Source organism: Emticicia agri, assembly GCF_004168285.1.
Lineage (GTDB): Bacteria > Bacteroidota > Bacteroidia > Cytophagales > Spirosomataceae > Emticicia > Emticicia agri.
Window position 1 is genome coordinate 88,156 of record NZ_SEWF01000022.1, and the last position, 23,290, is coordinate 111,445.

Sequence of the window (23,290 nt, forward strand, 5' to 3'; positions counted from 1 at the left end):
CTTATTTCTTTTTATTTGATTTCATAGAAGTATTATCAGCTTGATAAATTTCATTAATGGTTTTTCGTTTTCCATCTTCAACCCATTTTGTTAGCTCTTCAACTTTAAAATACAGTTTCCCACTCCTTTTGTAGTGGGGTATTTCTCTTTCAGATACTAATTGATAAATTGTTTGCTTAGCCATTCCAAGAAATTTGGCAGTATCTTGTATGCTAATCAACTCATTAATAGACTGAGGATTTGCGTTTGTTTTCGCAATTTCTTCTCTCATTATGTCTCTCAATGAATTTAAGAATTCATTGACTTCGATGCCATTTAGTATTATACTTTTCATATACATTTTTGTTATAAATCAACATTATATCAACATTTTTATTAAAATTTTTTACCTTATTGAGTCCTCTAAGATATGTGTTATTGTATTTATTATAGGCATAATATCACGTACTAAAAGTCCCTTGCTTCTTAATTTTTCTTTCATTTCTATTTGAGTGGCATCAGAAAGCCAGTTTGTAACGGTTGGCGTATACGTCAAGCGAATAATATTAAAAGTGTCCATATAAATTTGATAAGCCTTAAAATCCTCTGCAAATTCATCCCCTGCAATTTTATTAAAGTTTGGAATAAGTTGCTGGCAAACTTTTACTAATGTCTCAGCTTGATTATTTGGGGCGTATTTACCAATGTTTATTATGTTTATTACTGGATTATTATTGATTCTACCTAATATTCTTTTTACTCTACTTCTAATATGTTCATCTAAACAAATATGAACACCTTTTGAATAGGTTTCATATTTATTTTTAAGTTTTTTCAAATCAAAATCACCTATTAATCCATCTGTTTCATACTCTACAATAGAACGAAGTAAACTCTCTTCTTCTTCCAATATTCTTTTAGGTACATCTTCAATTTCTTTATAGCTATCTTCAAATCTACTTTTAATCATCGTTCCTTCCCTATTATAGGTAACTCTATAATACAGAGGGTAATATTTTATTATTTTGCCTCGAAAACCTGTTTCTTCTTTAACAGGTTTGAGCTTATCATTTAGGAATGATGTTATACTAAGAGTTCGTTTTTTTGCCATAACATCACAAATGTATAATTTGTTGATATATAACACAAATAAATCAACAAATATTTTTAAAAAAATCTATAAATCAATAAAAAGCAAAACTGAAAGTCGAAAATATTAAGAATAACTGAGAGTAGAATTGTTTACACCATGTTTACACCGGAGATTTCTACTAAAAACAGTAAAAAATAAAAAAGCCTGACAATCGATTGATTATCAGGCTTTTACTGTAGTGGGAGTTGAGGGATTCGAACCCCCGGCCCTCTGCTTGTAAGGCAGATGCTCTGAACCAGCTGAGCTAAACTCCCATATCCCCGTTGTGATTTGGGACTGCAAAGGTGCAGTCTTATTTTTTTTAATCCAAATTTTATCTCAAAAAAAAATCAAAATTCTTCATTTTCTTTATAAAATTATATTCTGCATTTACAAATTACAAAAACCACGCTATTTCCTCCTGAATTAATGCCTGCTCTTGTCAAAAAAGTACTTAATTTTATCAAAATATTATTTGAAGACTTAGGTACTTAAACCTAATTTTGTACATCACCATTTCAACCTTATACTTATGGCTCTTGAGCAAACCTGGCGCTGGTTCGGCCCAAACGACCCTGTTAGTTTATCTGACGTAAAACAGGCAGGAGCTACAGGAATAGTGTCGGCACTCCATCATATTCCAAACGGACAAGTCTGGACAAAATCTGAAATACAAACCCGAAAAGCAGAAATAGAAAAGGCAGGCCTCAGTTGGTCGGTGGTAGAAAGCGTACCAGTGCATGAAGACATTAAAAAGGCTTCTGGTAATTATAAGCAATATATCGAAAATTATAAAGAAAGTCTGGCAAATCTGGCTGCCTGTGGCATTGATACGGTATGCTATAATTTTATGCCTATTCTGGACTGGACACGTACAGATTTGGATTACCCAATGCCCGATGGCTCAACGGCTCTTAGATTTGACATGAATGAGTTCTGCGCTTTTGAGGTACATATCTTAAAAAGAAAAGACGCAGAAAAGTCGTATTCAGAAAGCCACCTAAAAAAAGCAAAAGAATGGTTTGAAAAAGCCAGCGAAACTGACATTCATCGGTTAACCCGAAATATCATTGCAGGGTTACCGGGTAGTGAAGAGAGTTTTACAATAGAGGATTTCCGCGATATACTGGATACTTATAAATACATTGGCGATAAAGAGCTTCGCCAGAATTTATATGATTTTATCAAAGCTATTACTCCAGTGGCCGAAGAAAATGGCGTTTTATTGTCTATTCATCCGGATGACCCTCCCTACCCTATTTTAGGTTTGCCTCGTGTGGTGAGTACAGAGGCTGATGCTAAAATGCTACTGGAGGCTGCCGAAAGCAAATACAATGGTTTGTGTTTTTGTACTGGCAGCTATGGGGTAAGAGCCGATAATGACCTGGTGGGAATGGTAGAAAGGTTAGGTAACAGAATAAACTTTATACATCTGCGAGCGACGAAACGTGATGCCGAAGGGAATTTCTACGAAGCAGACCACCTGACAGGTGATGTAGATATGTTTGGCGTAATGAAAGCTTTGCTTACTGAGCAAAAAAGAAGAATAGACGATGGCCGAAAAGACATAAGACTGCCATTCAGACCTGACCATGGACACAAGATGCTTGACGACCTTAATGCAGGCAAACGAACAAACCCCGGCTATACAGCTATTGGCCGTTTACGTGGTTTAGCCGAGTTACGAGGATTAGAGTTGGGTATCAGCCGTACTTACTTTCATAAGTAGAATTAATCCTTACATTTGTTAGAATATTCAGTATTAAGATATAGCACATACGCAAATGCCTAAAATCGTAACCTTTGGCGAAATATTACTTCGTCTGTCAACCCCTAATTTTCAGAAAATCGAGCAGGCACAATCTTTCAATGCTACTTTTGGTGGTACTGAAATGAATGTGGGCGCCTCTTTGGTAAAATTTGGTTTTGACGCTACACATGTAACCTGTTTCCCAGATAACCTGATGGGACAAAAAGCCAAAGCGTATTTACGTTTTTTAGGGATAGATACCAGTCATGTAAAATTACAAGGCGATAGAATCGGTGTTTTCTTTTTAGAGACAGGTGCCGTGATGCGTGCAAGTCAGATTGTATATGACCGCATGGATTCGGCCTTTGCTAACCTGGACCCCTCTTGGTTTAATTGGGAAGAGATTCTGAAAGGAGCCGACTGGTTCCATTGGTGTGGCATTACTCCAGCTTTATCAGAAGGAGCAGCAAAGGCTTGTTTAGAGGCCGTAAAAACGGCCAAGAAATTAGGCATTACTGTTTCATCAGATATTTATTACCGCAGTAATTTATGGAAATATGGTAAAACTCCACAGGATATTCTACCTGAATTGGCTTCTTATTCCGACATCATTTTGGCCAGCAGAAAGAATATTGAAGAAATATTCTCTATGAAAGTAACCGCCGAGAAAGGCAAATTTGTGGAGGCATGTAAAATGCTGATGGAGAAATATCCGAACATAAAAAGGGTAATCGATACCGACCGGGTACAGGTAAGCGCTTCACATAATCAGTATAACGGTAAAATGTGGACCGGAGAAGAATTAATAGAAACCGATTATCAGGATATTACGCATATTGTGGATAGAATCGGTACCGGCGATGCTTTCTTAGGTGGCTTTATCTATGGACAGGTAGTTTTACAGGACGACCTGAAATCTTTGCAGTTTGGTGTAGCCGCAGGTGCTTTGAAACATACCATTGAAGGCGACCAGAATCTGGTAACTGTGCCGGAAGTAGAATCTGTGATGAGTGGCGATAAATCGGGTCGCTTAAAACGTTAATTATAACAAAGAACTCCAAGGAAATAAGTAATCAATACAGCATGGCACGGTTTGATAAAAATACAACTCTGGCACAGGTGAGTGCAACAGGCTTAGTGCCTCTATTTACACATAATGACCTCGACATCTGTCTGGGCGTATTACGTGCCTGTTATGCGGCAGGTGTACGGGTTTTTGAGTTTACCAACCGTACTGAAAATTCATATACTAATTTCAAAGAATTAATCAGTATAGCAGAAACCGAAATGCCTGAAATGATTCTGGGTATTGGTACTATTTATGATGCTGCCACAGCTAAAAAATACATAGAAATAGGTACAAACTTTATTGTAGCACCCATCATGAATCCTGAGGTAGGGGCTGTTTGTCAGGAAGCGGGTATTCCGTGGATGCCGGGTGTCATGACTGTTACAGAGATTTACAATGCTCGTGTGGCAGGTGCAGAATTTATCAAGGTATTCCCGGGTGAAGTATTAGGACCAGCGTTTGTAAAAGCATTAAAAGGACCAATGGCTGATGTACAGGTAATGGTAACAGGCGGGGTATCTCCTACCAGCGAAAGTCTGAAAACATGGTTTGGTGCAGGAGCAACCGCTGTAGGCATAGGGTCGCAATTGGTGCCTAAAGAAGTACTGGCAAGTAAAAACTTTGCAGAAGTTACCAACATTGTTGGCTACGCATTAAATATTATCAAAGAGTTAAAAGCATAGTATTATTAAATACACAGGTAAAAAGTGGTAAGGTCTCGTGTATGAGTACTTACCACTTTGTTCTTTAGGCATTATACGAAATTTTATTTCTAAACTTTTTGCTTCTCAAAAAGCAAAAATATATCTTTGCGGCACAAAACTATAAAAGGCCCATGTATATGACCGCTTCAGTTCGCATCCGTTAAAGACGGATTATTTTCTTTCTCTTTTTTACTAAAGTTGCTCTTGTAACTTTTAGTAGTCTTATTTCTTATATCCTTTCATTAGAACTATTATTTATATCACCCAATAGGGCGGTGTTGTGCCGTTTTTTATTGGCTGTAAATTGTTTAATCCCATGCGGAATTTTTTTAAATTGTTAATGCAAGCCATTCGTGGCGAAGAACAAAACTATACAGAATTAAATATCAACCGTGCTATTTTTCTATTGTCAGTACCTATGATATTAGAGATGGTCGGAGAATCACTCTTTGCTATTGTTGATGCCTTTTTTGTAGCTCGTTATGTAGGTGTTGAGGGTGTGGCTACTGTTGGACTCACAGAGTCGGTACTTACCTTAATTTACTCAGTCGCTATCGGGCTTAGTACAGCCGCTACAGCTGTAGTGGCACGCCGTGTGGGTGAGGGCAATAAAAAAGAAGCCGGATTGGCTATGGCTCAGGTAATTATTATTTCATTGATTTTTGGAATAATAGTAGGCATATTGGGTTTTGTTTTTGCCGAAGATATTCTGCGACTCATGGGTGGTGATCAGCATCTGATTGATAATGGAGCTAATTTTACCAGAATTATCTTTGCCAGTAGTCCTTCTATTATCTTGCTGTATACTTTAAGTGGAGCTTTGCGTGGTGCCGGCGACGCTTCTACAGCGATGAGGTCTATTATTCTGGCTAATTTTATCAATATAGGCATGGACTTCCTGCTGATTCCGGTCATGGGAATGGGTGTAGAAGGAGCAGCCATTGCCACTACTATCGGGCGTACCATTGGGGTTATTTATCAGTTATATGCCATCCTTCGTGGAAACGGGAATATGCAGATTGAAAAAAGCCAGTTTGCTCCTAATGGAGAGGTAATTAAAAGCCTTGTGAATATCGGAGCAGGTGGCACAGGCCAGTTTTTGATTCAATCGGCCAGTTGGATTTTCCTGACACGTATTCTCTCAAGTTTTGGAAGCGATGTAGTAGCAGGTTATACCATTGCCATCAGAATCATCGTCTTTACTATTCTGCCATCGTGGGGGCTATCAAATGCAGCCTCAACATTGGTTGGACAAAACTTAGGTGCTGGAAAACCCGAACGAGCAGAAGCTTCGGTATGGAGAGTAGGTCTCTATAATATGGGTTTCTTACTCTTAGTTGGTATTATATTCTCAGTATTTGCAAAGGATTTTATCAGTATTTTTAACGATAATCCAAAGGTAGTTGATGTAGGCGTAGTGTGTTTGCAGATTATTTGTTTAGGCTATGTTTTCTTTGGCTATGGCATGGTAATCGGGCAATCACTGAATGGTGCAGGCGATACCAGAACACCAACCATCATGAACCTGATTTGTTTCTGGGCACTTGAAATACCCTTAGCTTATCTTTTTGCTAATGTATTTAACTGGGGGCCATCAGGCGTGTTTTGGTCAATTGCCATTAGCGAGTCTATACTGGCGGTTATGGCCATTTTTGTGTTCAGAATGGGAAGATGGAAAACCAAGCAGGTGTAAAGGCATGGAGCAATGGGCATCGGGTCTGTTTATGTTGTTGAAAGTGAGAGAAGTATAAAAATAAAGCCCATCCGTTGGATGGGCTTGCACTTCATTCAGTTAAAACTCACTTTTTCAAAAGCTGCCCTCGGATTTCGCCGGAAGGTGATTTCGATGAGTGGATATTTACATAATACATTCCATTCATTAAGTCTGTCTCTTGCTCAGTTGTCAGTGCAATAGTTGCGGCATTAAAAGGGGAAGTAAAGGTTTGTCCGAAATTGAATACAACAGGGCCTGTTGAACCCATTGCTCCTTTATGGATATGCCAGGCTGTAGGTGTAATACCTGTGTAGGTAACAGTGTAAGTCAGAATTTTTGTTTCTTTGTTGTAAGTGGCTTCGTAAGTTCCTGTGGCATCTGTTGTTACAGCCGGAACCTCTTCAGAACCTTTCAGAGTTGCACCAAATTTTACTTCGTTAGAATCTACCTCGTCTTTTTTACATGACACAACGAGCATAATTGATAAGATAGAAGCAATTACAAGGATTTTTTTCATGGCTAATAAACGCTTTTAGAATGATTAATAATGCCAATACGGATGTTTAAATGCAAGGGTTGCGTAGACAGATGAAAATAGCTTAAATTTCCATAAAGTGCTTTTTAGTGTTATTGAACCTGTTTAAACTTATTTCTTTCGACTACAAATGGCCTTTTTTTGATTATACTTCAGATAAAATTTCGCACGTAGTTCTACTACGCTCTCAATTTTTATCTTCGTCTAATTAAAAAAATGCACATTTTCGTTACTAAATAAAAAGTTTAAACAGGTTCATTAGTAGTATTATCCTGCGTTCTTTCCGAACTTTGCAGCTTTTAAAATTGTAGTATTTAGAAACTCTGAAAAAAGAGTTGATGTGAGCCTCAATGAAGAATTACCTCAGATTACTTTCGTATGCCAGACCTTTAGGAAATTTCGTTGTTCCGTTTCTGATTACGTCTTTGTTAGCAAGTATTTTCGGCGTACTGAATTTTACCTTATTGACCCCTATATTAAACGTCCTTTTCGACCAGGTTGATGCAAAAGAAATGAACGAAATGCTTTCGCCGGGTCAGGGCTTTAGTGTCATTAAAGAATTTAATTTCTATTTTGCAAAATTTTTAAGTCAACATGGTAAACAAGGGGCCTTATTATTTGTATGTGGGGTACTGGCGGTTACTATTATACTATCAAATATATTCAAGTATTTAAGTGTCAGGCTTTTAGAGCGGTTTAAATCTAATATGGTTGCCAATCTTCGTCAGGAAGTATTCAATAAGGCTGTTCAACTGCATCTTGGCTTTTTTAGTAACGAACGTAAAGGCAACTTGATTTCTCGTATTGTAACAGATGTGCAAGAGGTAGAAAATTCTATTGCTAATACTTTCTCTGCAGCTACCAAAGAAGTGTTTTTGTTCCTCTCTTTCATTTATGCTCTGTTTGCTATTTCCTGGAATCTTACGCTTTTTGCATTACTGGTTATCCCTATTTCAGGTATTTTTATTTCTACGCTGGTAAAAAAAATGAGGCATAATGCGGGCGAGGCTCAGCAAAGGTTAAGTAATTTAATCAGTCTGATGGATGAAGTATTTGGTGGTATGCGGGTAGTAAAAGGTTTTGTAGCAGAAGCTTTTGTTACAGACAAATTCAGAGAAGAAAACCAGGGATACCGTAAATCTATTTTCAGTTTAGCTGCCCGACGTGAAATGGCCTCACCATTTTCGGAAATTATGGGCGTATTTGTTGTAATAGGCATTTTGTTGTATGGAGGTTCACTGATTCTCTCGAACGATTCAAGCCTTGATGCCTCAGAATTCATGGCCTATATCGCCATTTTCTCACAGGTAATGCGTCCGGCAAAAGATATTTCTAATGCCTTTAGTTCTGCCCAGAGAGGATTAGCATCCGGTGAAAGAGTACTGAATCTGATAGACAGCGAATCTTTGATTAAAAATGCGCCTGATGCAGTAGAAATACATGAATTTAAGAAGGAAGTGGCTTTCAGTGGCGTAAATTTTTCTTACGACGAAAACATTCAGGTATTGAAGGATATTAACTTTACAATACCCAAGGGAAAAACCATAGCGCTGGTAGGTTCGTCAGGTGGAGGGAAATCTACGGTTGCCGACCTTGTTCCGAGGTTCTATGACCCAACAGGTGGCGAAATTCTGATAGATGGCATTAATCTGAAAAAGGTTTCTCAACAATCACTCCGTAATATAATGGGAATAGTTACGCAGGAAGCTGTTTTGTTTAATGATACCATTTTTAATAATATAGCCTTTGGTAAAAATGTTTCAGAAGCAGAGGTAACAAGAGCGGCCAGCATAGCCAATGCCCATGATTTTATTATGCAACAGGCCGATGGTTATCAGACCGTTATTGGCGATAGGGGAACCAAATTGTCGGGTGGACAACGCCAGCGTTTGTCTATTGCCCGGGCCATTTTACAGAATCCTCCGCTATTAATATTAGATGAAGCCACTTCGGCATTAGATACCGAATCTGAAAAACTGGTGCAGGATGCCTTGACAAACCTGATGAAGAACCGTACAACTTTAGTAATTGCCCATCGTTTAAGTACTATCCAGAATGCCGATGAGATTCTGGTTATTCATAAAGGAGAGGTTATTGAAAGAGGTACGCACGAAGACCTGTTGAAAATTCCTGATGGCTTCTATAAGAAATTAAGTTTGATGCAGACTTTATAAGCTATGATTATTCGGAAAGATGTTCTCATAAAAGCCGCCAATTTTTGTGCGTATCAGGAGCGTACACAGGCAGAAGTGCGTGAAAAACTGCAGAAGTTAGGGGTAGAAGGAGACGAAGCCGATGAGATAATTGTATATCTGATAGAAGAAAACTACCTGAACGAAGGGCGTTTTGCTAAAATATTTGCCGGGAGCAAATTCAGGGTAAAACATTGGGGCAGGCAAAAGATTCTCTACGAATTAAAAGCCCGTAAACTATCTGAACATTCAATCAGAGAAGGGCTTGCAGAAATTGATGACGAAGATTATATAGAAACCCTGAATACTCTGATTGAAAAGAAAAAAAGAGAATTACGTACTGAAAAACAACCTGCGGTTCTGAAACAGAAAGTAGCACGTTACGCCATGAGCAAAGGCTTTGAAAGCGATTTGATATGGACTATTCTTAATAAATCAGAAAAATAATAAAGCCGGGCTATGAAAATAACCCGGCTTTATTATTGATGGCGTTTTTATTGTTTGGTAAAACCCATTCTAACGGTGGTTGTTACACCTGCATCAGTTTCAGTGAATGTCCAGAACATCTGCTTACCACTGAAAGAAACAGGAACTTCTTCTGCTGTGCCAGATGAAGTAAGAATAAGTTTATCTCCTTTTACTTCATAAGTAGCATTGTCAACACCTCCAACGAAGTCCTCAGCATCATCCTGACAATCATTAGGAACAGACGAAGTGGCGGTTCCGTTTGATTTGAAAGTAATGGTAACATTTGAAATACAAGGAGAAGACAACAAAAGAAGCGGATATAAATCTTGTTCAGGGTCGCTTCCTTCCTTATAAAAAAGGTTAGAAATTTTCCAGGTACCAACTATTTGAGCCTCAGGGGTATCTTTATCCTTCGAACAGTTCATCACTGTTAAGGCTAATGTGGATAGCGCAAGCAATACGGTAAATTTACGGATTACAGAAGAAACTTTCATGAAAAATTGTCTTTGGATTAAAAAATATTAAACTGCTTCGAATATACAACTACGTTTGTGTAATACAAGGGGGTTGTTGAGAAAGACCTATAATTATTTATCAAGCGGTTGGTCAATCTGTACAAAGTCTTACTCTTATATCTTTCATCATTTACTAATGATTTGCTCAATATTCACTATTAAATACTTATCTTTTGGTTTGCGCTATCGCATATATTTACTCATAGGGAATGATGAGAAAGCCATTGTTTGGTATAATGTTGCGTACTTATGTGCTCATAAAAACAAGAAAGCCTGAGAATCCTGCTTTCTTGTTAAAACTTTTTATTGTTTAGCAAATACAATTCTTCTTGTAACTCCGGAAGTTGTAGCACCTAAAATCATATCAGATCCACTAAAAGACAAATCAAACGTAGTTGAAGTACTGGCAGCTGTGGTGATAATCAGTTTATTGTCTTTTACTTCATATTTCAAATTCTCACTGCCGCCAAGTATAAGGGCAATAGCCACTTTACAGTCGTTAGTAAAAGTTCCGGCTAAGTTACCATTGTCCTGAAAGGTGAAACTTGCATCTTTTATACAAGGATATAACATTAAGTAAAGAGGCAATTGGTCGGTTTCGGCAGCGCTACCTTGTTTCTCATATACATTTTTAACTTTCCAGGTAGCTTTTATTTGTGTACTTAAGGTTGTATCAGGAGCAGGGTCTTCATCTTTTTTTGAGCAGTTCATTACAATTACTACGAATGACGACAACGCAAGCAATACAGTAAATTTACGGATTACAGAAGAAACTTTCATGGAAATTATCTTTGGATAAAAAATGATTAAACTGTTGCTAATATACGACTATGCTTCTTTACTACAAGAATGTTTTTTCTGAAACTGGTTCATCAGTATCCGACAGTCGTCAGGCCCGGAGTTTGTCTCGCTATTATTTTCTTCCGCTTCATTCATAATTTCTTGATGGTTTTCTAAATTAGGTCTCTATTTGTAGGGTGGAACGATAAAGAAAGACCGTTCTCACCTTTGTATAAGACACTAAATCGTCTCATTGACATCAAAATATGAAGAAGACCCTCATTTTTCTTTTCAGTACTACCACATTTCTGATTTCCTGCAACAGAGGTAACGATACGGCTACCTCTCCTAAATACCAGTCTTTGACCGAAGCAGTCTATGCTTCAGGAAATATATATCCTGAAAATGAATATAAACTTACGGCCAATGCGGATGGTTTTCTGGTACGTCAGACTGCCTTTGAAGGAGACTTGGTTACCAAAAATCAATTAATCTTTCAGTTAGAAAGTGTATCGCAAGATGCCCGTCTGGAAGCATCAGGGAATATTCTGCGTCAGGCAGAAGCTAACTATGGCGAAAACTCTCCGGTACTGGCCGAACTTAATACGCAATTGCGTAATGCCCGCACCAAGCTGGCCAATGACTCTGTCAATTTCAGTCGCCAGAAAGAACTCTATGACCGTAGCGCTACTACTAAAGTAGAATACGAACGTGCAGAATTGGCTTTTCAGACCTCAAAAAATGATGTAACAGCCCGACAAAAAGCATTACAAAGAACCAAGAGCCAGTTATATGTTGATTTGCAGAATTCTCAATCCAATTTTCGTGTCAATGCCCGTGAAGGAGATAATTTCAGAATTAAAACTTTTGAAGCCGGAAAGATTTATGAAATTTATAAAAAGCAAGGCGAACTGGTAAGAAGAGGCGAGCAGATAGCCCTGATAGGTGATGCCAATGAGATTTACGCCCAATTAGCCATTGATGAAAGCGATTTTGTAAAAGTAAAAATCGGGCAGGAAGTACTTGTAAAAATAGATGTTTATAAAGACAAAATATTTAAAGCTAAAGTAAGCAAACTCTATCCTAAGCTAAACAAAGCCGACCAGACTTTCAGGGTAGATGCCGAATTTGCCGATGAAAAGCCTAATGCCTATTATGGTATGACCGTAGAAGCTAATATTATTATTTCTCAGAATGAACGGGTGTTGACTATTCCTAAAAATTATCTGGTAGGCAACGATTCGGTCTGGGTTGAAGAAAATGGAGACAAAAAGAAAGTCAGAATTGCTAAAGGTGTAGAGAACCTTGACCTGGTTGAAGTAAAAGGCGGGTTGACTGAAAAATCAGTACTTGTGAGAGAAAACTAAGCATCAGCCGATATTTAACAGCAATAAAATGAACATACAAATATCGCTTCAGATAGCAAAAACACATTTGCTTACCAAAAAGAAACAGACATTGATTGCCATGTTGGGGGTTACCTTTGGGATAGCCATGTTTATTGTCATGATTTCTTTTATCAAGGGTGTCAATAAATTTTTAGAAGACTCGGCGCTTGATGCAACACCACACGTAAGAATCTATAAAGAAATTACGAGCAATCACCCAAGCCTGATAGAAGAAGCAAATCCAAAGGCGTTCAATGTCATACACCACCAGTTACCTAAAAACGAACTGGCTAATATCAAGAACGGGCTTCAGATTGTAGCTAATATTGAGAAAGACCCTGCTGTGCTGGGGGTTTCTCCACAAATTGGCTCACAGGTATTTTTCAATAAAGGGCCTATTCCGGTGGCAGGACAGATTGCAGGGGTGGATATTCTGAAAGAAGACAAACTCTATAGTATCAAGCGGCGGGTTAAATCGGGTAGTATGGAAGCCCTCTTATCTAACCCGAATGGTATTCTGATGGGGACTATCTTAGCCAGAAACCTGAATGTAAAAGTAGGCGATAAACTCACGATAACTACTCCGACCGGAAATCTGAAACTGGTAAAAGTAGTGGGTATTTACGGGTTTGGTATCCAGACGGTTGATGGGGTAAGATGCTATGCAAATATGTCGATGGTGCAAGAGATTCTGCAGAAAGATAAAAGTTATGTAACCGATATTCATATCAAAATGAAAGATTCACAGGCGGCTATTGACTATGCTAAAGTGCTAAAGAATCAGTATAGATACCAGACACAAGACTGGGCAGAAGCTAACTCGGCATTTATGACAGGTGATAAAATACGGAACGCAATGGTAATTATCGTATCTATTACACTGTTGGTAGTAGCCGGTTTTGGTATCTACAATATCATGAATATGAATGTGATTAATAAAATGAAAGACATTGCTATTCTGAAAGCCACAGGCTTTGCAGGGAAAGATATTGTAGCGGTTTTTCTGATTCAGTCAATTATTATTGGGGTATTAGGTGCTTGCCTGGGGCTTCTTATAGGTTTTTCTTTAAGTTATCTGCTATCTATTACACCGTTTGATGCAGGTGATTTTCTGGCGGTAAAAACCTTCCCTGTTATTTTCAATATTAAGTATTATATCATGGGTCTGGCATTTGGCGTAATCACCACCATTTTAGCAGGCTATATGCCCGCCCGAAAAGCTTCAAAAATAGACCCTGTGGCTATTTTGAGAGGATAGTTAAATTTTATATAAAGCCAACAAATGAAAGTCTTATCAGCAAGTCATATAAACAAGTATTTCTACGAACCTGAAAAATTTCAGGTGCTGAAAAATATATCTTTTGAGGTCAGGAAAGGTGAATTTCTGTCATTAGTAGGAAAATCAGGGTGTGGTAAATCTACCTTACTCTATATTCTTTCTACCATGGATACAGATTACGAGGGCATATTAGAAATGAACGGTGAGAAACTCACAGGTAAAACACAAGACCAGTTGGCTGCTTTCCGGAACGAACATCTGGGTTTTGTTTTCCAGTTTCACTTTTTATTACCTGAGTTTACTGTTCTGCAAAACGTGATGCTTCCTGCCTTAAAGTTGGGAAAATATTCTGCTAAGGAAGTAGAAGAAAGAGCTTATCAGAAACTGAAATTAGTTGATATGGATGGACATGCTTTAAAGCAATCGTCAAAACTCTCGGGTGGCCAACAGCAGAGGGTTGCCATAGCCCGTGCTTTGATTAACGACCCCACAATTATTATGGGTGATGAACCAACGGGAAATCTGGATAAGAAAAATTCAGAAATAGTCTTTAATATATTTAAACAGATTGCCCACGAAAATCATCAGACCATTATTACTGTAACACATGACCCTGATTTTGCCAAAGGGTGCGATAGAATCATTGAAATGTCAGACGGACAGATTATTAAAAGTTGATGGAAAGAAAAAACAAAATAGTTGCTGTAATCGTATTGGCAGTTGTATGTATATCAACTCTCTTCAGATGGTATGTCTTTGAAGTTGACCATAAAACCAACCTGATACTTGCTGGTATTTCATCTTGTGTTTTAACTTGTACCATTATCTTTTTCCGTAGGCTTTATGCCTATTTCGACCATGTACTACCCTATGATTCAGGTATTGCCAAGCGCCTTATTTTGCAGATACTGATTACGTTTATTTTCCTGAATGTACTTACAGTATTTATCTTATATATGGCAACTCATCTATTTAAAATTGAGAAATTTGACTACCTCGTTCGTACGGAACTTACAAAATTAGCTAAAATTACAGGGTATTTCACACAGTTATTAGTAGTTATATTGCTCAATGTTGGTCATTTTACCTATTATTCGTTGCAGAAATGGCGTGAAAGTGCTTTGAGAGCCTCTAATCTTGAAAAAGAGAAGTCGCAGGTACAATTTGATAATCTGAAAAATCAGTTAAATCCTCATTTTTTATTCAATAGTCTTACCTCTTTAGATTCATTGATTCAGGAGAACCCGACTTTGGCGAGAGATTTTTTACAACAATTATCTAAAGTTTTCAGGTATGTTCTGAAAAACAAAGAGAAAGGATTAGTAAGTCTTGAAACTGAATTGGCGTTTATTAAAAACTATGTAAGTTTACTGAAAACCCGTTTTGGAGAATCTTTGCAGGTAAACTTCGCTATTGCCGATGATACTTTAGATTTGCAGGTTACGCCTGTTACCTTGCAGATATTGATTGAAAACGCTATCAAACATAATATCATCAACGAAAACAATCCATTGACCATCTATATTGAAAGCAAGGGAGATACCCTGATGATTGAGAATAATATGCAGAAAAAAAAGCAGGTAGAAACCTCTAACGGGCAAGGATTAATTAATTTAAGAACTTTGTATAGTTTTTTGAGCGACAGAGCTATAGAAGTATCTGCCAAAGAAGATGTTTTTTTAGTGAAAATCCCTTTGATTTAATATGCAAATACTCATTATAGAAGACGAACCACTGGTAGCTAAAAACCTTGAAAATCTGGTACACGAACTTGAGCCAAATGCCAATATAGTGGCTACTATTGGTAGTGTAAAAGAAACCTTAACCTGGTTCAGAGTTCACTCGACACCCGACTTGGTATTGTCTGATATTCAATTATCTGATGGAGTCAGCTTTGATATATTTCAGGAGGCTGACATCAATTGTCCTATTATTTTTACTACTGCCTACGATGAATATGCTATCCGGGCTTTTAAACTGAATAGTATTGATTATTTACTCAAACCTATTGATAAATCAGAACTGACATGTGCGTTTGAGAAATTCAGACGCAATAGCCATGTGGCTAAATCTGATACTTATCAGGAACAATTAGAGAACCTGCTTTCAGATTTAAAAAATCGTACAGCAACCCCAAAATATAAAACCCGTTTTACAGCTCATCATCACAGAAGCATTGTAGCCGTGCCCGATACTAAAGTAGCATGTTTTTACAGAGATGAGGTAATCTGGCTGCAAACCTTTTCGGTTGGAGATACCCAGAAACTGATAACAGACTACAATTCGTTAGATGAAATAGAAGACCTGCTCAATCCCGAGCAGTTTTTCAGGGCTAACCGTCAGTTTATTGTCAATAAAACTGCCATTGAAAGCTACCGCACACACTTTACAGGCAAAATAGAATTAAAACTGCTTGGAGGTACCAAAGAAGAAATTATCATCAGCAAAGAAAAGGCACATCAGTTTCGGGGCTGGTTTGAATTAGGTTGATAAGGCACACATATTAAACCTTTTTAAAACTGTATTCCGGTTTGTTCTTCTACAATTGGCAAGTATGGCTATAAAAAACAAATCGGTATCGAAGTATTCCGATACCGATTAACAGATTAATGTGAGTTATCTCTGACTATCTACACACGCTTGCTGATATTATCATACATCTGTGTTAGAGTTTCCTTTAAATCATACTTCCAGTTCCATTCCGGGTAATGGGTTTTAAACTTGGTAAGGTCAGAAATATACCAGATATGGTCGCCGCTACGGTTATCTTCTGCATAGCTGTATTTCATTTTATTTCCGGTGATTTCTTCACATAGTGCAATACCTTCCTGCATTGAACAGTTAGCAAAACGTCCACCGCCAGCATTATATACTTCACCCGGACGAGGCGCATTGTAATAATGCCAGAACATATTCACTAAGTCCCAGCTATGGATATTGTCACGAACCTGCTTGCCTTTGTATCCGAAAATAGTATAATGGTTTCCGGTAATGGCACATTTCATTAAGTAGGCCAGAAAACCATGTAACTGTGCCCCTGAGTGATTAGGACCTGTTAAACACCCCCCACGGAAAACAGCCGTTTTCATTCCGAAATAACGACCATACTCCTGCACCATTACATCAGCCGCAACTTTTGATGCGCCAAAAATAGAGTGTTTCGAGTGGTCAATAGACATTAACTCATCAATACCATTTTTGTAATAAGGGTGCGTCTGGTCTATTTCCCAACGGGTTTCCAGTTCTACCAATGGCAGGTAGTTAGGCGTATCGCCATACACTTTGTTGGTAGAAGTAAAGATAAATACGGCTTCAGGGCAATGTTGGCGAGTCATTTCAAGCATCACTAAGGTTCCATTGGCATTTACTGTAAAATCTGTAAATGGTTCACGGGCAGCCCAGTCATGGCTTGGTTGAGCAGCAGTATGCACAATCAGCTTAATATCGTTGCCATATTCTTTAAATATCTTACCGATTTGTTCTTCCGAACGGATATCTGCGTTGTAGTGCTTATAATTGCTGAATTTTTCTTCCAGACGATTGCGATTCCAGTCTGTTGAAGCTTCTGAACCGAAGAAATATGAACGAAGATTATTATCAATACCTATAACCAGGTCAAACTTTTCTGCAAAAAAGGCTACCGACTCGCTCCCAATCAAACCCGCCGAACCGGTTACTAATGCTATTTTCATTTTTGGCTTTGTTTTATTTATGAAAGTGTGAAAAATAAAAATAGGCATATTACAAGCTCACAATAGCTAAATGCCATGAAGACTGTAATTTGCCTATCTGATGAGCTATATAATTAAGCTCCGGTTTTTCCATACAACTTCTCGCGAATCTTGTTCGCTTCTACTTCAAGTTCTGGTCTGGCCGTGTATTTATTTTTTAATTGTCTGGCGGCAGAATCAGGGCTTACACCATATACCCACTCATCTCCTTTACGGACATCGTTCTGTTCGATTACATTGTTTTTTTGATACTTGCACGAAGCTAACGAAACCGCTACTACTGCAAATGCTAACACGCTTAACTTTCTCATGTTAAAAATGATGTTCTTTAAATTTGCACAAATTTAAGTTCACTAATCCAAACTGCCAAAATAAATTGTATTTTTTAAATGCCTAAATTTTCTTTCTTCAAAGTATTTAATAAATTTACACATGGCACAATCACAAGAAGAAAAACTACAGAAAAGCCTCACCCCTACTTTACTATGGGGTTTGGGGGTGGGTTACGTTATTTCAGGCATGTATTTTGGCTGGAATTTAGGGCTCGAAAAAGGCGGTACATTAGGTATGGCTATTGCTACCATTGTGGTAGTTATTTTATACATTACCTTTTCGTTGAGCTATGCCGAGTTAGCTTGCGCTATTCCGAAAGCCGGTGGTGCTTTTGATTATGCCAACAGAGCTTTAGGTAAGAAATGGGGGTTTCTGGCAGGTATGTCTCAGAATATCGAATTCCTTTTTGCACCACCCGCCATTGCTGTAGGCATAGGGTCTTATTTCAATGTTATTTTTCCCCAATTCTCGGTTACTGCTATTGCTATTACTGCTTATCTTCTTTTCACGGCATTAAACGTATTGGGTACTAAGTTAGCATCAACCTTCGAATTGGTGATTACAGTACTCGCAGTATTAGGCTTGATTATATTCTGGATAGTAGTTTTTCCTGACTTTGAGGTAAAAAACCTGAGCATTAATCTACTACCTAATGGCTGGGCAGGAAGTTTCGCCGCTTTACCTTTTGCTATCTGGTTTTTTTTAGGAATTGAGGGACTGGCTAACGTAGCCGAAGAATCTGTGCATCCGCAAAAAGACATTACCTGGGGCTTTGGCTCTGCCATGACTACCTTAGTCATTCTATGCTTGTTTACTTTTCTTGGGGCAGTAGGCGTAAATGGTTGGGAAACCATTGTTTTTAAAGCCGATGGAAGCACTTCTGACTCACCACTACCGATGGCCATGAGTAAAGTTATCAGTGATAGTAGTGTTATTTATCAGGTGATTGTAGGTATTGGTACCTGCGGTTTAATTGCCTCTTTTCATGGGTTGGTTTTAGCCGCCGGACGCTCAACCTTTGAGTTTGGACGTGTAGGTAATGCCCCGCTTTTCTTAGGGAAAGTTCATGCTAAATTTAAAACCCCGGCCAATGCTTTGCTGATAAACATGGTTTTAGGGATAGCAGCCTTGCTTACCAACTCAACTGCCGATATTATTATACTTTCGGCTTTTGGTGCCTTAACCATGTATATTTTCTCGGTTGTTTCTCTGTTGGTACTTCGCAAAAAAGAGCCTGAATTGCACCGACCTTTTCATGTGCCGCTTTATCCGCTTTCTCCGATAGTAGCTTTAGTCATTGCATCTGTTGCGTTATTGGCCATGACCATTTATAACCCCATGCTGGCTCTTATTTTCTTTGCTATATTGATCGGAAGTTTTTTATTGGCGATGTTGTTGAAGAGGGTGTAAATTTGTATCTCGATTTTTCAATCGATTATCTCCTGTAAATATAAAAGCGACCAATGTTCAAACACATTGGTCGCTTTTGTAATAAGTAGTATATGCTACACCCTCAAAAATATCTTCCTGTCATACATAAACTTAAGAAATACCCATTTGACGGCTATTACCCCTGCGGCAATTACTACCCCATAATAATCCTCACCAACAATATCGCCCAACCATTGAAATAATCCTTTAGAAGTATAATACCAGTTAATGAATTTGACTGACATATAAATCAGAATCGAGTTCATACCAATTACTGTAAAGAAAAACGCCCACCGACGGAAGCCTAACACATCAATGATATAATAGAAAATAGCTAAAAGTAATAGGCTACATCCCCCTACATACAATACAAACGAGCTTGTCCAGAGGTTTTTGTTAATAGGAAAGAACAAATCCCAGAAACCACCAACAATTAAACAGACAACGCCTGCCAATGCTAACGAAGGGGCTTTTCTGGCTTTATCCATTGGATTGTTTTTCAGGAAATTTCCGGCAAAAATGCCTAATAGACCTGTACCGATGGCCGGAATAGCTGATACCAGACCCTCTGGGTCATGAATTTCCCGGTGCAATCGTCCGGGAAGAATAGTTCTGTCAAGCCATGAAGCAAAGTTGCCTTCCATTGTTAAATCGCCCACCGGAAAACCAGGGGCAGAAGTGAATTTTAACAATAACCAATAACCTATTAGCACACCTGCAAACCAAATGTATTGAAACCGCTGGCTGGCATATAAATAAATGATACTGGCAAACATATACGCTATACCTATACGGCCTAATACACTCGGAAAACGTACCTCCGAAAGTGGCTTGATGTGTAAACCATTATTATAAATAATCCCTAACACTACCAGAATAAGCCCCCGTTTCATAATCCGCATCAATAATTTAGACCTGTCTGTTCCTTTTTCCATATCACGCCCTACCGAATAAGGCGTTGATACACCTGACATAAACAGGAATAACGGAAAAATAAGGTCATAAAAGCGAAAGCCATTCCAGTCAACGTGGGAAAGTTGCATAGCTATCCAGGAAGCTACAGGGTGATGGGTGGCCTCCATTAATTCATGGAAAAAATCTTCTGCACCCATTATCCAGAACATATCAAAACCTCGGAGTGCATCAAGCGAATAAAGTCTTTGTGAAGAAGAACTTTCACTCATTTTTTTAGGGCTTAGGTTTAAAACTTAAATGTAAACATTTTAACGTTTTATAATACATTAAAAACCATATTTCTGACTACTAAATTGATAGATTAATCATTGATTATTTCTATAAAGTGATTGCAAACGTTTTAAATCTATTTTTAGCTGTTTTTGGTATTGCACCAAAGCAGAATATGTCATTTATTTGTAAAACCATTATTCAAATATGCTGATAAGACTTGCTAACTCAGCCGATGCACCTCGCTTGCGTGAACTCGCAGAAATCACTTTTCGGGATACTTATACTATCTATAATACTTCTGAAAATATGGAGAAACACGTGGCTAAAAATTTCTCTTTACAACAAATCGACACAGAGTTACAGGACTCAGCAAACCAGTATATAGTTTGTGAAAATGAAGATAATTTAATATCCTTTGTCAAATTGGTGAAGAATCATTCAACTAAAGGATTAGTAGAAGAAAAAGTAGTAGAAATAGAGCGGATTTATGTGAGAAAGGAATTTCATGGACAGCAATTAGGCAGAAAACTGATTGATTTCTGTACTGATTGGGCGAAAAAACAAGGCTTTGTCGTAATATGGCTGGGTGTTTGGGAACATAACCCCAATGCTATAAAATTCTATGAAAAGATGGGATATGTACGTTTTGGCGAACATACCTTTCTATTAGGCGATGATGTGCAGACGGATTATTTGATGAAGAAATACATACGATAGATTTAAAACCATTTTTGTAGAGACGCCATGTTGGCGTCTTCATTGGCCTATCCAACCCAATAAATGTAGTTTTACAAATAAAATAATAGACATTTTTCTTGTGCATACAAGCCAACGGAGACGCCATGCTGGCGTCTCTACGAGAATGGATTTTATTAAATTTTTTATTTTGAGGTTTAATAATTCTGAACAAACCTACTCCAGTATTTCCATCCGAATCCGCCATTCTTTAGGCAGATAGTTATTGATTCTATTGCCTATTACTTTCATAAATCCTAAATTTAAGCCTTGATAACGAGCTAATAGCCAGCCTTTGGGTTGTTCAGATAAATCAACGCCCAGATTTTCTCTTTTCAAAAATTTCAAAGCATCTTCTTTCGATAATTCTACTGCTGGTAAATCTTTGGCAATAGCAGTACTTAAAGCTAAATCATGACTCGGAATAAAATCGTTGCCCTTAAATTGTCCGATTTCCAAGCCTGATGAGCGTTTATGTAAGGCTCTGAAAAGAACTGCGTACTCATTGCTTAAATGAGTTGGAATAGCTACTATCTGGCCGTCAGGTTTTTCAAAGTATTCAAATACATCCGGTGTTTGCAACCATTCTTTCAATACCTCTACTTTTTTCTGTGGTAATCGGTTGAGCTTAATCTTCCCTCTTGCTTCCTGTTGCTCTCCTCTCGTTTTTCTGAAAACTGATAGGTAAAACCCTTCACCCCGTACTTTATGCGGAAAAAACTGATAGCCAAACTTCCTTTCTACAATTCCCCACTCGGCAGGTATTTTTAGTTTTATATGCTCAAAGTCGGCAACCTGTGTCAGCCATTGGGCATTCAGTTCGTTTTCTTTTTCATTATAAGTACAGGTAGAATAGCACAGAATACCCCCGGGTGCTACGAGCATTGCTGCTGCCTGCAAAATCCTTTTCTGACGGGCACAGCATAGTTGCACGTTATTTTCTGACCACTCATTCATGGCGTTGGGGTCTTTTCTGAATAAACCCTCTCCCGAACAAGGGGCGTCAGTCAGCACTACATCAAAGAACCCTTCTAAATCTATCATTTCTTCAGGGTCATGATTGCTGACTATATAGTTCGGGAAACCCCATTTCTCTAAATTTTCTTTCAACACGCCTACCCTGCTTTTAATCACCTCGTTAGCTACCAAAAGACTTTTATCGTTGATGAGTGAAGCTAAAAGTGTGCTTTTTCCACCGGGGGCAGCACATAAATCCATCACTTTGAGCGATTTATTCAAGTCTGTTGTCTGCCTGATAGCCTCGGCTACAAACATAGAAGACGCCTCTTGTACATAATAGGCGCCTGCATGAAATGCGGGGTCAAGGGTAAAAACAGGGCGTTCGGCTAAATAATGGGCATCCGCATGCCAGGCAACATTCCCCTGCGTGATGACAGGGTCTGTTGTCTTTTTTCTTTGATTCAACCTGACGGTAACAGGCGTAGGTGCTGACAAACTTTCTACAAAAGCCTGGTATTCCTCGCCTAAAATGTGCTGCATTTGCAGCGAAAATGCTTCCGGTAATTTCATTAACTTTTCATTAACAACAATTCTGCAACGCTGCCAGTCTAAACGACATCTTGCTTACATAATCATTATTTCTAAATACTAAGCGCATCAGCCTATTGTAAGACCAATACTCGTTTTTTTTACAAATTTATAAAACCTGAATTAAAATGAGAACCATTTTCAAAACACTTGCATTGCTGCTATTCGCTCATCTATCATTCGGCCAAAGTATTCAGATTGGCGCAAGAGGCGGAGCTAACTGGTCGACCATGACTAAATTTGATTTGATTGAAAACATTACGCCTACTTTCAGACTCATGCCCTCGGCTGGTGCCGCCATCTTCGCTGAATTTCCGATTACAGAACAGTTCTCTATCAGACCCGAATTGGCTTATACCCAGAAAGGATTCTTAGTAAAAGAATCTTTGAACATGAGTGGAACAGAGTTTTTAGGGGTTGATATTCCGATAGGTGGTACTTTGGCTTTTAAAACCAACTATATCGAACTACCTGTATTAGCCAAACTCAAATTAGGCGACCCTTCACTTCCTCATGCTTATCTGCTTCTCGGGCCTTCTGTGGGTTATATGACCGATGCCAAAGCAATTATTCGTGTACTTGGGCTTTTTCCGCTACGCCCATCTATTGGTACAGGCTTTTTTCATCAATTCGAGCTCAGTGGCGTAGGAGCTTTAGGTGTTGAGTTTCCGGTCGGTAATGGGAATATTTTTCTTGAAGGTCGTTATCAGCATGGCTTTTCAAGAGTATTAGATATTCCTTTGTTAGAATTACCTGTTCGCAACCGTACAGTAGGCGTTTCGGCAGGTTTCTCATTTCCGATTGGCTATCGTGGATAAA

The 23,290-nt window shown here is 38.3% G+C and carries 23 protein-coding genes and 1 tRNA gene; 14 read left to right on the plus strand and 10 right to left on the minus strand.

Going from position 1 to position 23,290, the window contains the following annotated elements; all coding sequences use genetic code 11:
- Nucleotide 1: 1 nt before the first annotated feature.
- The 3 genes from EWM59_RS15570 to EWM59_RS15580 all read right to left on the minus strand — a co-directional run bounded on the left by EWM59_RS15570 (nucleotide 2) and on the right by EWM59_RS15580 (nucleotide 1,386).
- Nucleotides 2-334 carry a helix-turn-helix domain-containing protein gene (locus EWM59_RS15570; protein ID WP_207219993.1) on the minus strand — a complete coding sequence of 111 codons (333 nt, stop codon included), beginning with the start codon at nucleotides 332-334 and terminating at the stop codon, nucleotides 2-4.
- Between the two features lie 51 nt (nucleotides 335-385).
- Entirely contained in the window at nucleotides 386-1,090 is a 705-nt protein-coding gene (locus EWM59_RS15575; RefSeq protein ID WP_130022158.1) for a hypothetical protein, read from the minus strand.
- 221 nt (nucleotides 1,091-1,311) lie between these two features.
- Nucleotides 1,312-1,386, minus strand: a tRNA-Val gene (locus EWM59_RS15580).
- A 257-nt stretch (nucleotides 1,387-1,643) separates the two neighbouring features.
- On the opposite strand from EWM59_RS15580, the gene uxuA reads away from it, so the two are divergent.
- The 4 genes from uxuA to EWM59_RS15600 all read left to right on the plus strand — a co-directional run bounded on the left by uxuA (nucleotide 1,644) and on the right by EWM59_RS15600 (nucleotide 6,327).
- Nucleotides 1,644-2,840, plus strand: coding sequence for a mannonate dehydratase (gene uxuA, locus EWM59_RS15585; RefSeq protein ID WP_130022159.1), 1,197 nt, complete (start codon nucleotides 1,644-1,646; stop codon nucleotides 2,838-2,840).
- Nucleotides 2,841-2,895: 55 nt separating this feature from the next.
- Nucleotides 2,896-3,903, plus strand: a complete 1,008-nt coding sequence (locus tag EWM59_RS15590) for a sugar kinase (RefSeq protein ID WP_130022160.1) — start codon at nucleotides 2,896-2,898, stop codon at nucleotides 3,901-3,903.
- Nucleotides 3,904-3,944: 41 nt separating this feature from the next.
- A complete protein-coding gene (locus tag EWM59_RS15595; RefSeq protein ID WP_130022161.1) occupies nucleotides 3,945-4,613 on the plus strand; it encodes a bifunctional 4-hydroxy-2-oxoglutarate aldolase/2-dehydro-3-deoxy-phosphogluconate aldolase in 669 nt (222 codons plus the stop codon).
- Nucleotides 4,614-4,950: 337 nt separating this feature from the next.
- The gene (locus tag EWM59_RS15600) at nucleotides 4,951-6,327 is read left to right on the plus strand and encodes an MATE family efflux transporter (protein ID WP_130022162.1); all 1,377 of its coding nucleotides are present in this window, start codon (nucleotides 4,951-4,953) and stop codon (nucleotides 6,325-6,327) included.
- A 106-nt stretch (nucleotides 6,328-6,433) separates the two neighbouring features.
- Here EWM59_RS15600 and EWM59_RS15605 read toward each other — a convergent pair whose 3' ends face one another.
- Complete coding sequence (locus EWM59_RS15605; protein ID WP_130022163.1) at nucleotides 6,434-6,865, minus strand: CHRD domain-containing protein; 432 nt, start codon at nucleotides 6,863-6,865, stop codon at nucleotides 6,434-6,436.
- 368 nt (nucleotides 6,866-7,233) lie between these two features.
- Here EWM59_RS15605 and EWM59_RS15610 point away from each other — a divergent pair, with 368 nt between their 5' ends.
- Both EWM59_RS15610 and EWM59_RS15615 read left to right on the plus strand, forming a co-directional pair.
- Nucleotides 7,234-9,057 carry an ABC transporter ATP-binding protein gene (locus EWM59_RS15610; RefSeq protein WP_130022164.1) on the plus strand — a complete coding sequence of 608 codons (1,824 nt, stop codon included), beginning with the start codon at nucleotides 7,234-7,236 and terminating at the stop codon, nucleotides 9,055-9,057.
- A gap of 3 nt (nucleotides 9,058-9,060) precedes the next feature.
- Nucleotides 9,061-9,522 carry a regulatory protein RecX gene (locus EWM59_RS15615; protein WP_130022165.1) on the plus strand — a complete coding sequence of 154 codons (462 nt, stop codon included), beginning with the start codon at nucleotides 9,061-9,063 and terminating at the stop codon, nucleotides 9,520-9,522.
- A gap of 47 nt (nucleotides 9,523-9,569) precedes the next feature.
- On the opposite strand, the gene EWM59_RS15620 is transcribed toward EWM59_RS15615, so the two are convergent.
- Nucleotides 9,570-10,037, minus strand: coding sequence for a lipocalin family protein (locus tag EWM59_RS15620; protein ID WP_130022166.1), 468 nt, complete (start codon nucleotides 10,035-10,037; stop codon nucleotides 9,570-9,572).
- A 324-nt stretch (nucleotides 10,038-10,361) separates the two neighbouring features.
- Nucleotides 10,362-10,838 (minus strand): lipocalin family protein, encoded by a 477-nt coding sequence (locus tag EWM59_RS15625; RefSeq protein ID WP_130022167.1) that lies wholly within the window; start codon nucleotides 10,836-10,838, stop codon nucleotides 10,362-10,364.
- Between the two features lie 266 nt (nucleotides 10,839-11,104).
- Between EWM59_RS15625 and EWM59_RS15630 the strand changes: the two genes are divergently transcribed.
- From EWM59_RS15630 to EWM59_RS15650, 5 genes are read left to right on the plus strand one after another with little or no spacing between them, the layout of a single operon-like run.
- Entirely contained in the window at nucleotides 11,105-12,205 is a 1,101-nt protein-coding gene (locus EWM59_RS15630) for an efflux RND transporter periplasmic adaptor subunit (protein WP_130022168.1), read from the plus strand.
- A 28-nt stretch (nucleotides 12,206-12,233) separates the two neighbouring features.
- Complete coding sequence (locus EWM59_RS15635; protein ID WP_130022169.1) at nucleotides 12,234-13,484, plus strand: ABC transporter permease; 1,251 nt, start codon at nucleotides 12,234-12,236, stop codon at nucleotides 13,482-13,484.
- Nucleotides 13,485-13,508: 24 nt separating this feature from the next.
- A complete protein-coding gene (locus tag EWM59_RS15640; protein ID WP_130022170.1) occupies nucleotides 13,509-14,183 on the plus strand; it encodes an ABC transporter ATP-binding protein in 675 nt (224 codons plus the stop codon).
- A complete protein-coding gene (locus tag EWM59_RS15645) occupies nucleotides 14,183-15,208 on the plus strand; it encodes a sensor histidine kinase (RefSeq protein WP_130022171.1) in 1,026 nt (341 codons plus the stop codon). Before EWM59_RS15640 ends, EWM59_RS15645 begins: the two co-directional genes overlap by 1 nt.
- A 1-nt stretch (nucleotide 15,209) precedes the next feature.
- The gene (locus EWM59_RS15650) at nucleotides 15,210-15,995 is read left to right on the plus strand and encodes a LytR/AlgR family response regulator transcription factor (protein WP_130022172.1); all 786 of its coding nucleotides are present in this window, start codon (nucleotides 15,210-15,212) and stop codon (nucleotides 15,993-15,995) included.
- Nucleotides 15,996-16,135: 140 nt separating this feature from the next.
- On the opposite strand, the gene EWM59_RS15655 is transcribed toward EWM59_RS15650, so the two are convergent.
- Both EWM59_RS15655 and EWM59_RS15660 read right to left on the minus strand, forming a co-directional pair.
- Complete coding sequence (locus EWM59_RS15655) at nucleotides 16,136-17,197, minus strand: NAD-dependent epimerase/dehydratase family protein (RefSeq protein WP_130022173.1); 1,062 nt, start codon at nucleotides 17,195-17,197, stop codon at nucleotides 16,136-16,138.
- A gap of 113 nt (nucleotides 17,198-17,310) precedes the next feature.
- Entirely contained in the window at nucleotides 17,311-17,547 is a 237-nt protein-coding gene (locus tag EWM59_RS15660; protein WP_130022174.1) for a hypothetical protein, read from the minus strand.
- Between the two features lie 121 nt (nucleotides 17,548-17,668).
- Between EWM59_RS15660 and eat the strand changes: the two genes are divergently transcribed.
- Nucleotides 17,669-18,979: an ethanolamine permease gene (eat, locus tag EWM59_RS15665; RefSeq protein ID WP_130022175.1), complete on the plus strand. Its 1,311-nt coding sequence runs from the start codon at nucleotides 17,669-17,671 to the stop codon at nucleotides 18,977-18,979.
- 95 nt (nucleotides 18,980-19,074) lie between these two features.
- Here the strand turns inward: eat and EWM59_RS15670 are convergent, their stop codons facing one another.
- Entirely contained in the window at nucleotides 19,075-20,184 is a 1,110-nt protein-coding gene (locus EWM59_RS15670) for an acyltransferase family protein (protein WP_130022176.1), read from the minus strand.
- 208 nt (nucleotides 20,185-20,392) lie between these two features.
- Here EWM59_RS15670 and EWM59_RS15675 point away from each other — a divergent pair, with 208 nt between their 5' ends.
- Nucleotides 20,393-20,905: a GNAT family N-acetyltransferase gene (locus tag EWM59_RS15675; RefSeq protein ID WP_130022177.1), complete on the plus strand. Its 513-nt coding sequence runs from the start codon at nucleotides 20,393-20,395 to the stop codon at nucleotides 20,903-20,905.
- A 195-nt stretch (nucleotides 20,906-21,100) separates the two neighbouring features.
- Here the strand turns inward: EWM59_RS15675 and EWM59_RS15680 are convergent, their stop codons facing one another.
- Entirely contained in the window at nucleotides 21,101-22,453 is a 1,353-nt protein-coding gene (locus EWM59_RS15680; protein WP_130022178.1) for a methyltransferase RsmF C-terminal domain-like protein, read from the minus strand.
- 146 nt (nucleotides 22,454-22,599) lie between these two features.
- Here EWM59_RS15680 and EWM59_RS15685 point away from each other — a divergent pair, with 146 nt between their 5' ends.
- Nucleotides 22,600-23,289, plus strand: coding sequence for a porin family protein (locus EWM59_RS15685; RefSeq protein ID WP_130022179.1), 690 nt, complete (start codon nucleotides 22,600-22,602; stop codon nucleotides 23,287-23,289).
- Nucleotide 23,290: the final 1 nt, after the last annotated feature.

Coding starts and splice junctions, on each gene's coding strand:
- EWM59_RS15570 (WP_207219993.1), bottom strand. CDS start 334: ATGAAAAGTATAATACTAAATGGCATCGAAGTCAATGAATTCTTAAAT.
- EWM59_RS15575 (WP_130022158.1), bottom strand. CDS start 1,090: ATGGCAAAAAAACGAACTCTTAGTATAACATCATTCCTAAATGATAAG.
- uxuA (WP_130022159.1), top strand. CDS start 1,644: ATGGCTCTTGAGCAAACCTGGCGCTGGTTCGGCCCAAACGACCCTGTT.
- EWM59_RS15590 (WP_130022160.1), top strand. CDS start 2,896: ATGCCTAAAATCGTAACCTTTGGCGAAATATTACTTCGTCTGTCAACC.
- EWM59_RS15595 (WP_130022161.1), top strand. CDS start 3,945: ATGGCACGGTTTGATAAAAATACAACTCTGGCACAGGTGAGTGCAACA.
- EWM59_RS15600 (WP_130022162.1), top strand. CDS start 4,951: ATGCGGAATTTTTTTAAATTGTTAATGCAAGCCATTCGTGGCGAAGAA.
- EWM59_RS15605 (WP_130022163.1), bottom strand. CDS start 6,865: ATGAAAAAAATCCTTGTAATTGCTTCTATCTTATCAATTATGCTCGTT.
- EWM59_RS15610 (WP_130022164.1), top strand. CDS start 7,234: ATGAAGAATTACCTCAGATTACTTTCGTATGCCAGACCTTTAGGAAAT.
- EWM59_RS15615 (WP_130022165.1), top strand. CDS start 9,061: ATGATTATTCGGAAAGATGTTCTCATAAAAGCCGCCAATTTTTGTGCG.
- EWM59_RS15620 (WP_130022166.1), bottom strand. CDS start 10,037: ATGAAAGTTTCTTCTGTAATCCGTAAATTTACCGTATTGCTTGCGCTA.
- EWM59_RS15625 (WP_130022167.1), bottom strand. CDS start 10,838: ATGAAAGTTTCTTCTGTAATCCGTAAATTTACTGTATTGCTTGCGTTG.
- EWM59_RS15630 (WP_130022168.1), top strand. CDS start 11,105: ATGAAGAAGACCCTCATTTTTCTTTTCAGTACTACCACATTTCTGATT.
- EWM59_RS15635 (WP_130022169.1), top strand. CDS start 12,234: ATGAACATACAAATATCGCTTCAGATAGCAAAAACACATTTGCTTACC.
- EWM59_RS15640 (WP_130022170.1), top strand. CDS start 13,509: ATGAAAGTCTTATCAGCAAGTCATATAAACAAGTATTTCTACGAACCT.
- EWM59_RS15645 (WP_130022171.1), top strand. CDS start 14,183: ATGGAAAGAAAAAACAAAATAGTTGCTGTAATCGTATTGGCAGTTGTA.
- EWM59_RS15650 (WP_130022172.1), top strand. CDS start 15,210: ATGCAAATACTCATTATAGAAGACGAACCACTGGTAGCTAAAAACCTT.
- EWM59_RS15655 (WP_130022173.1), bottom strand. CDS start 17,197: ATGAAAATAGCATTAGTAACCGGTTCGGCGGGTTTGATTGGGAGCGAG.
- EWM59_RS15660 (WP_130022174.1), bottom strand. CDS start 17,547: ATGAGAAAGTTAAGCGTGTTAGCATTTGCAGTAGTAGCGGTTTCGTTA.
- eat (WP_130022175.1), top strand. CDS start 17,669: ATGGCACAATCACAAGAAGAAAAACTACAGAAAAGCCTCACCCCTACT.
- EWM59_RS15670 (WP_130022176.1), bottom strand. CDS start 20,184: ATGAGTGAAAGTTCTTCTTCACAAAGACTTTATTCGCTTGATGCACTC.
- EWM59_RS15675 (WP_130022177.1), top strand. CDS start 20,393: ATGCTGATAAGACTTGCTAACTCAGCCGATGCACCTCGCTTGCGTGAA.
- EWM59_RS15680 (WP_130022178.1), bottom strand. CDS start 22,453: ATGAAATTACCGGAAGCATTTTCGCTGCAAATGCAGCACATTTTAGGC.
- EWM59_RS15685 (WP_130022179.1), top strand. CDS start 22,600: ATGAGAACCATTTTCAAAACACTTGCATTGCTGCTATTCGCTCATCTA.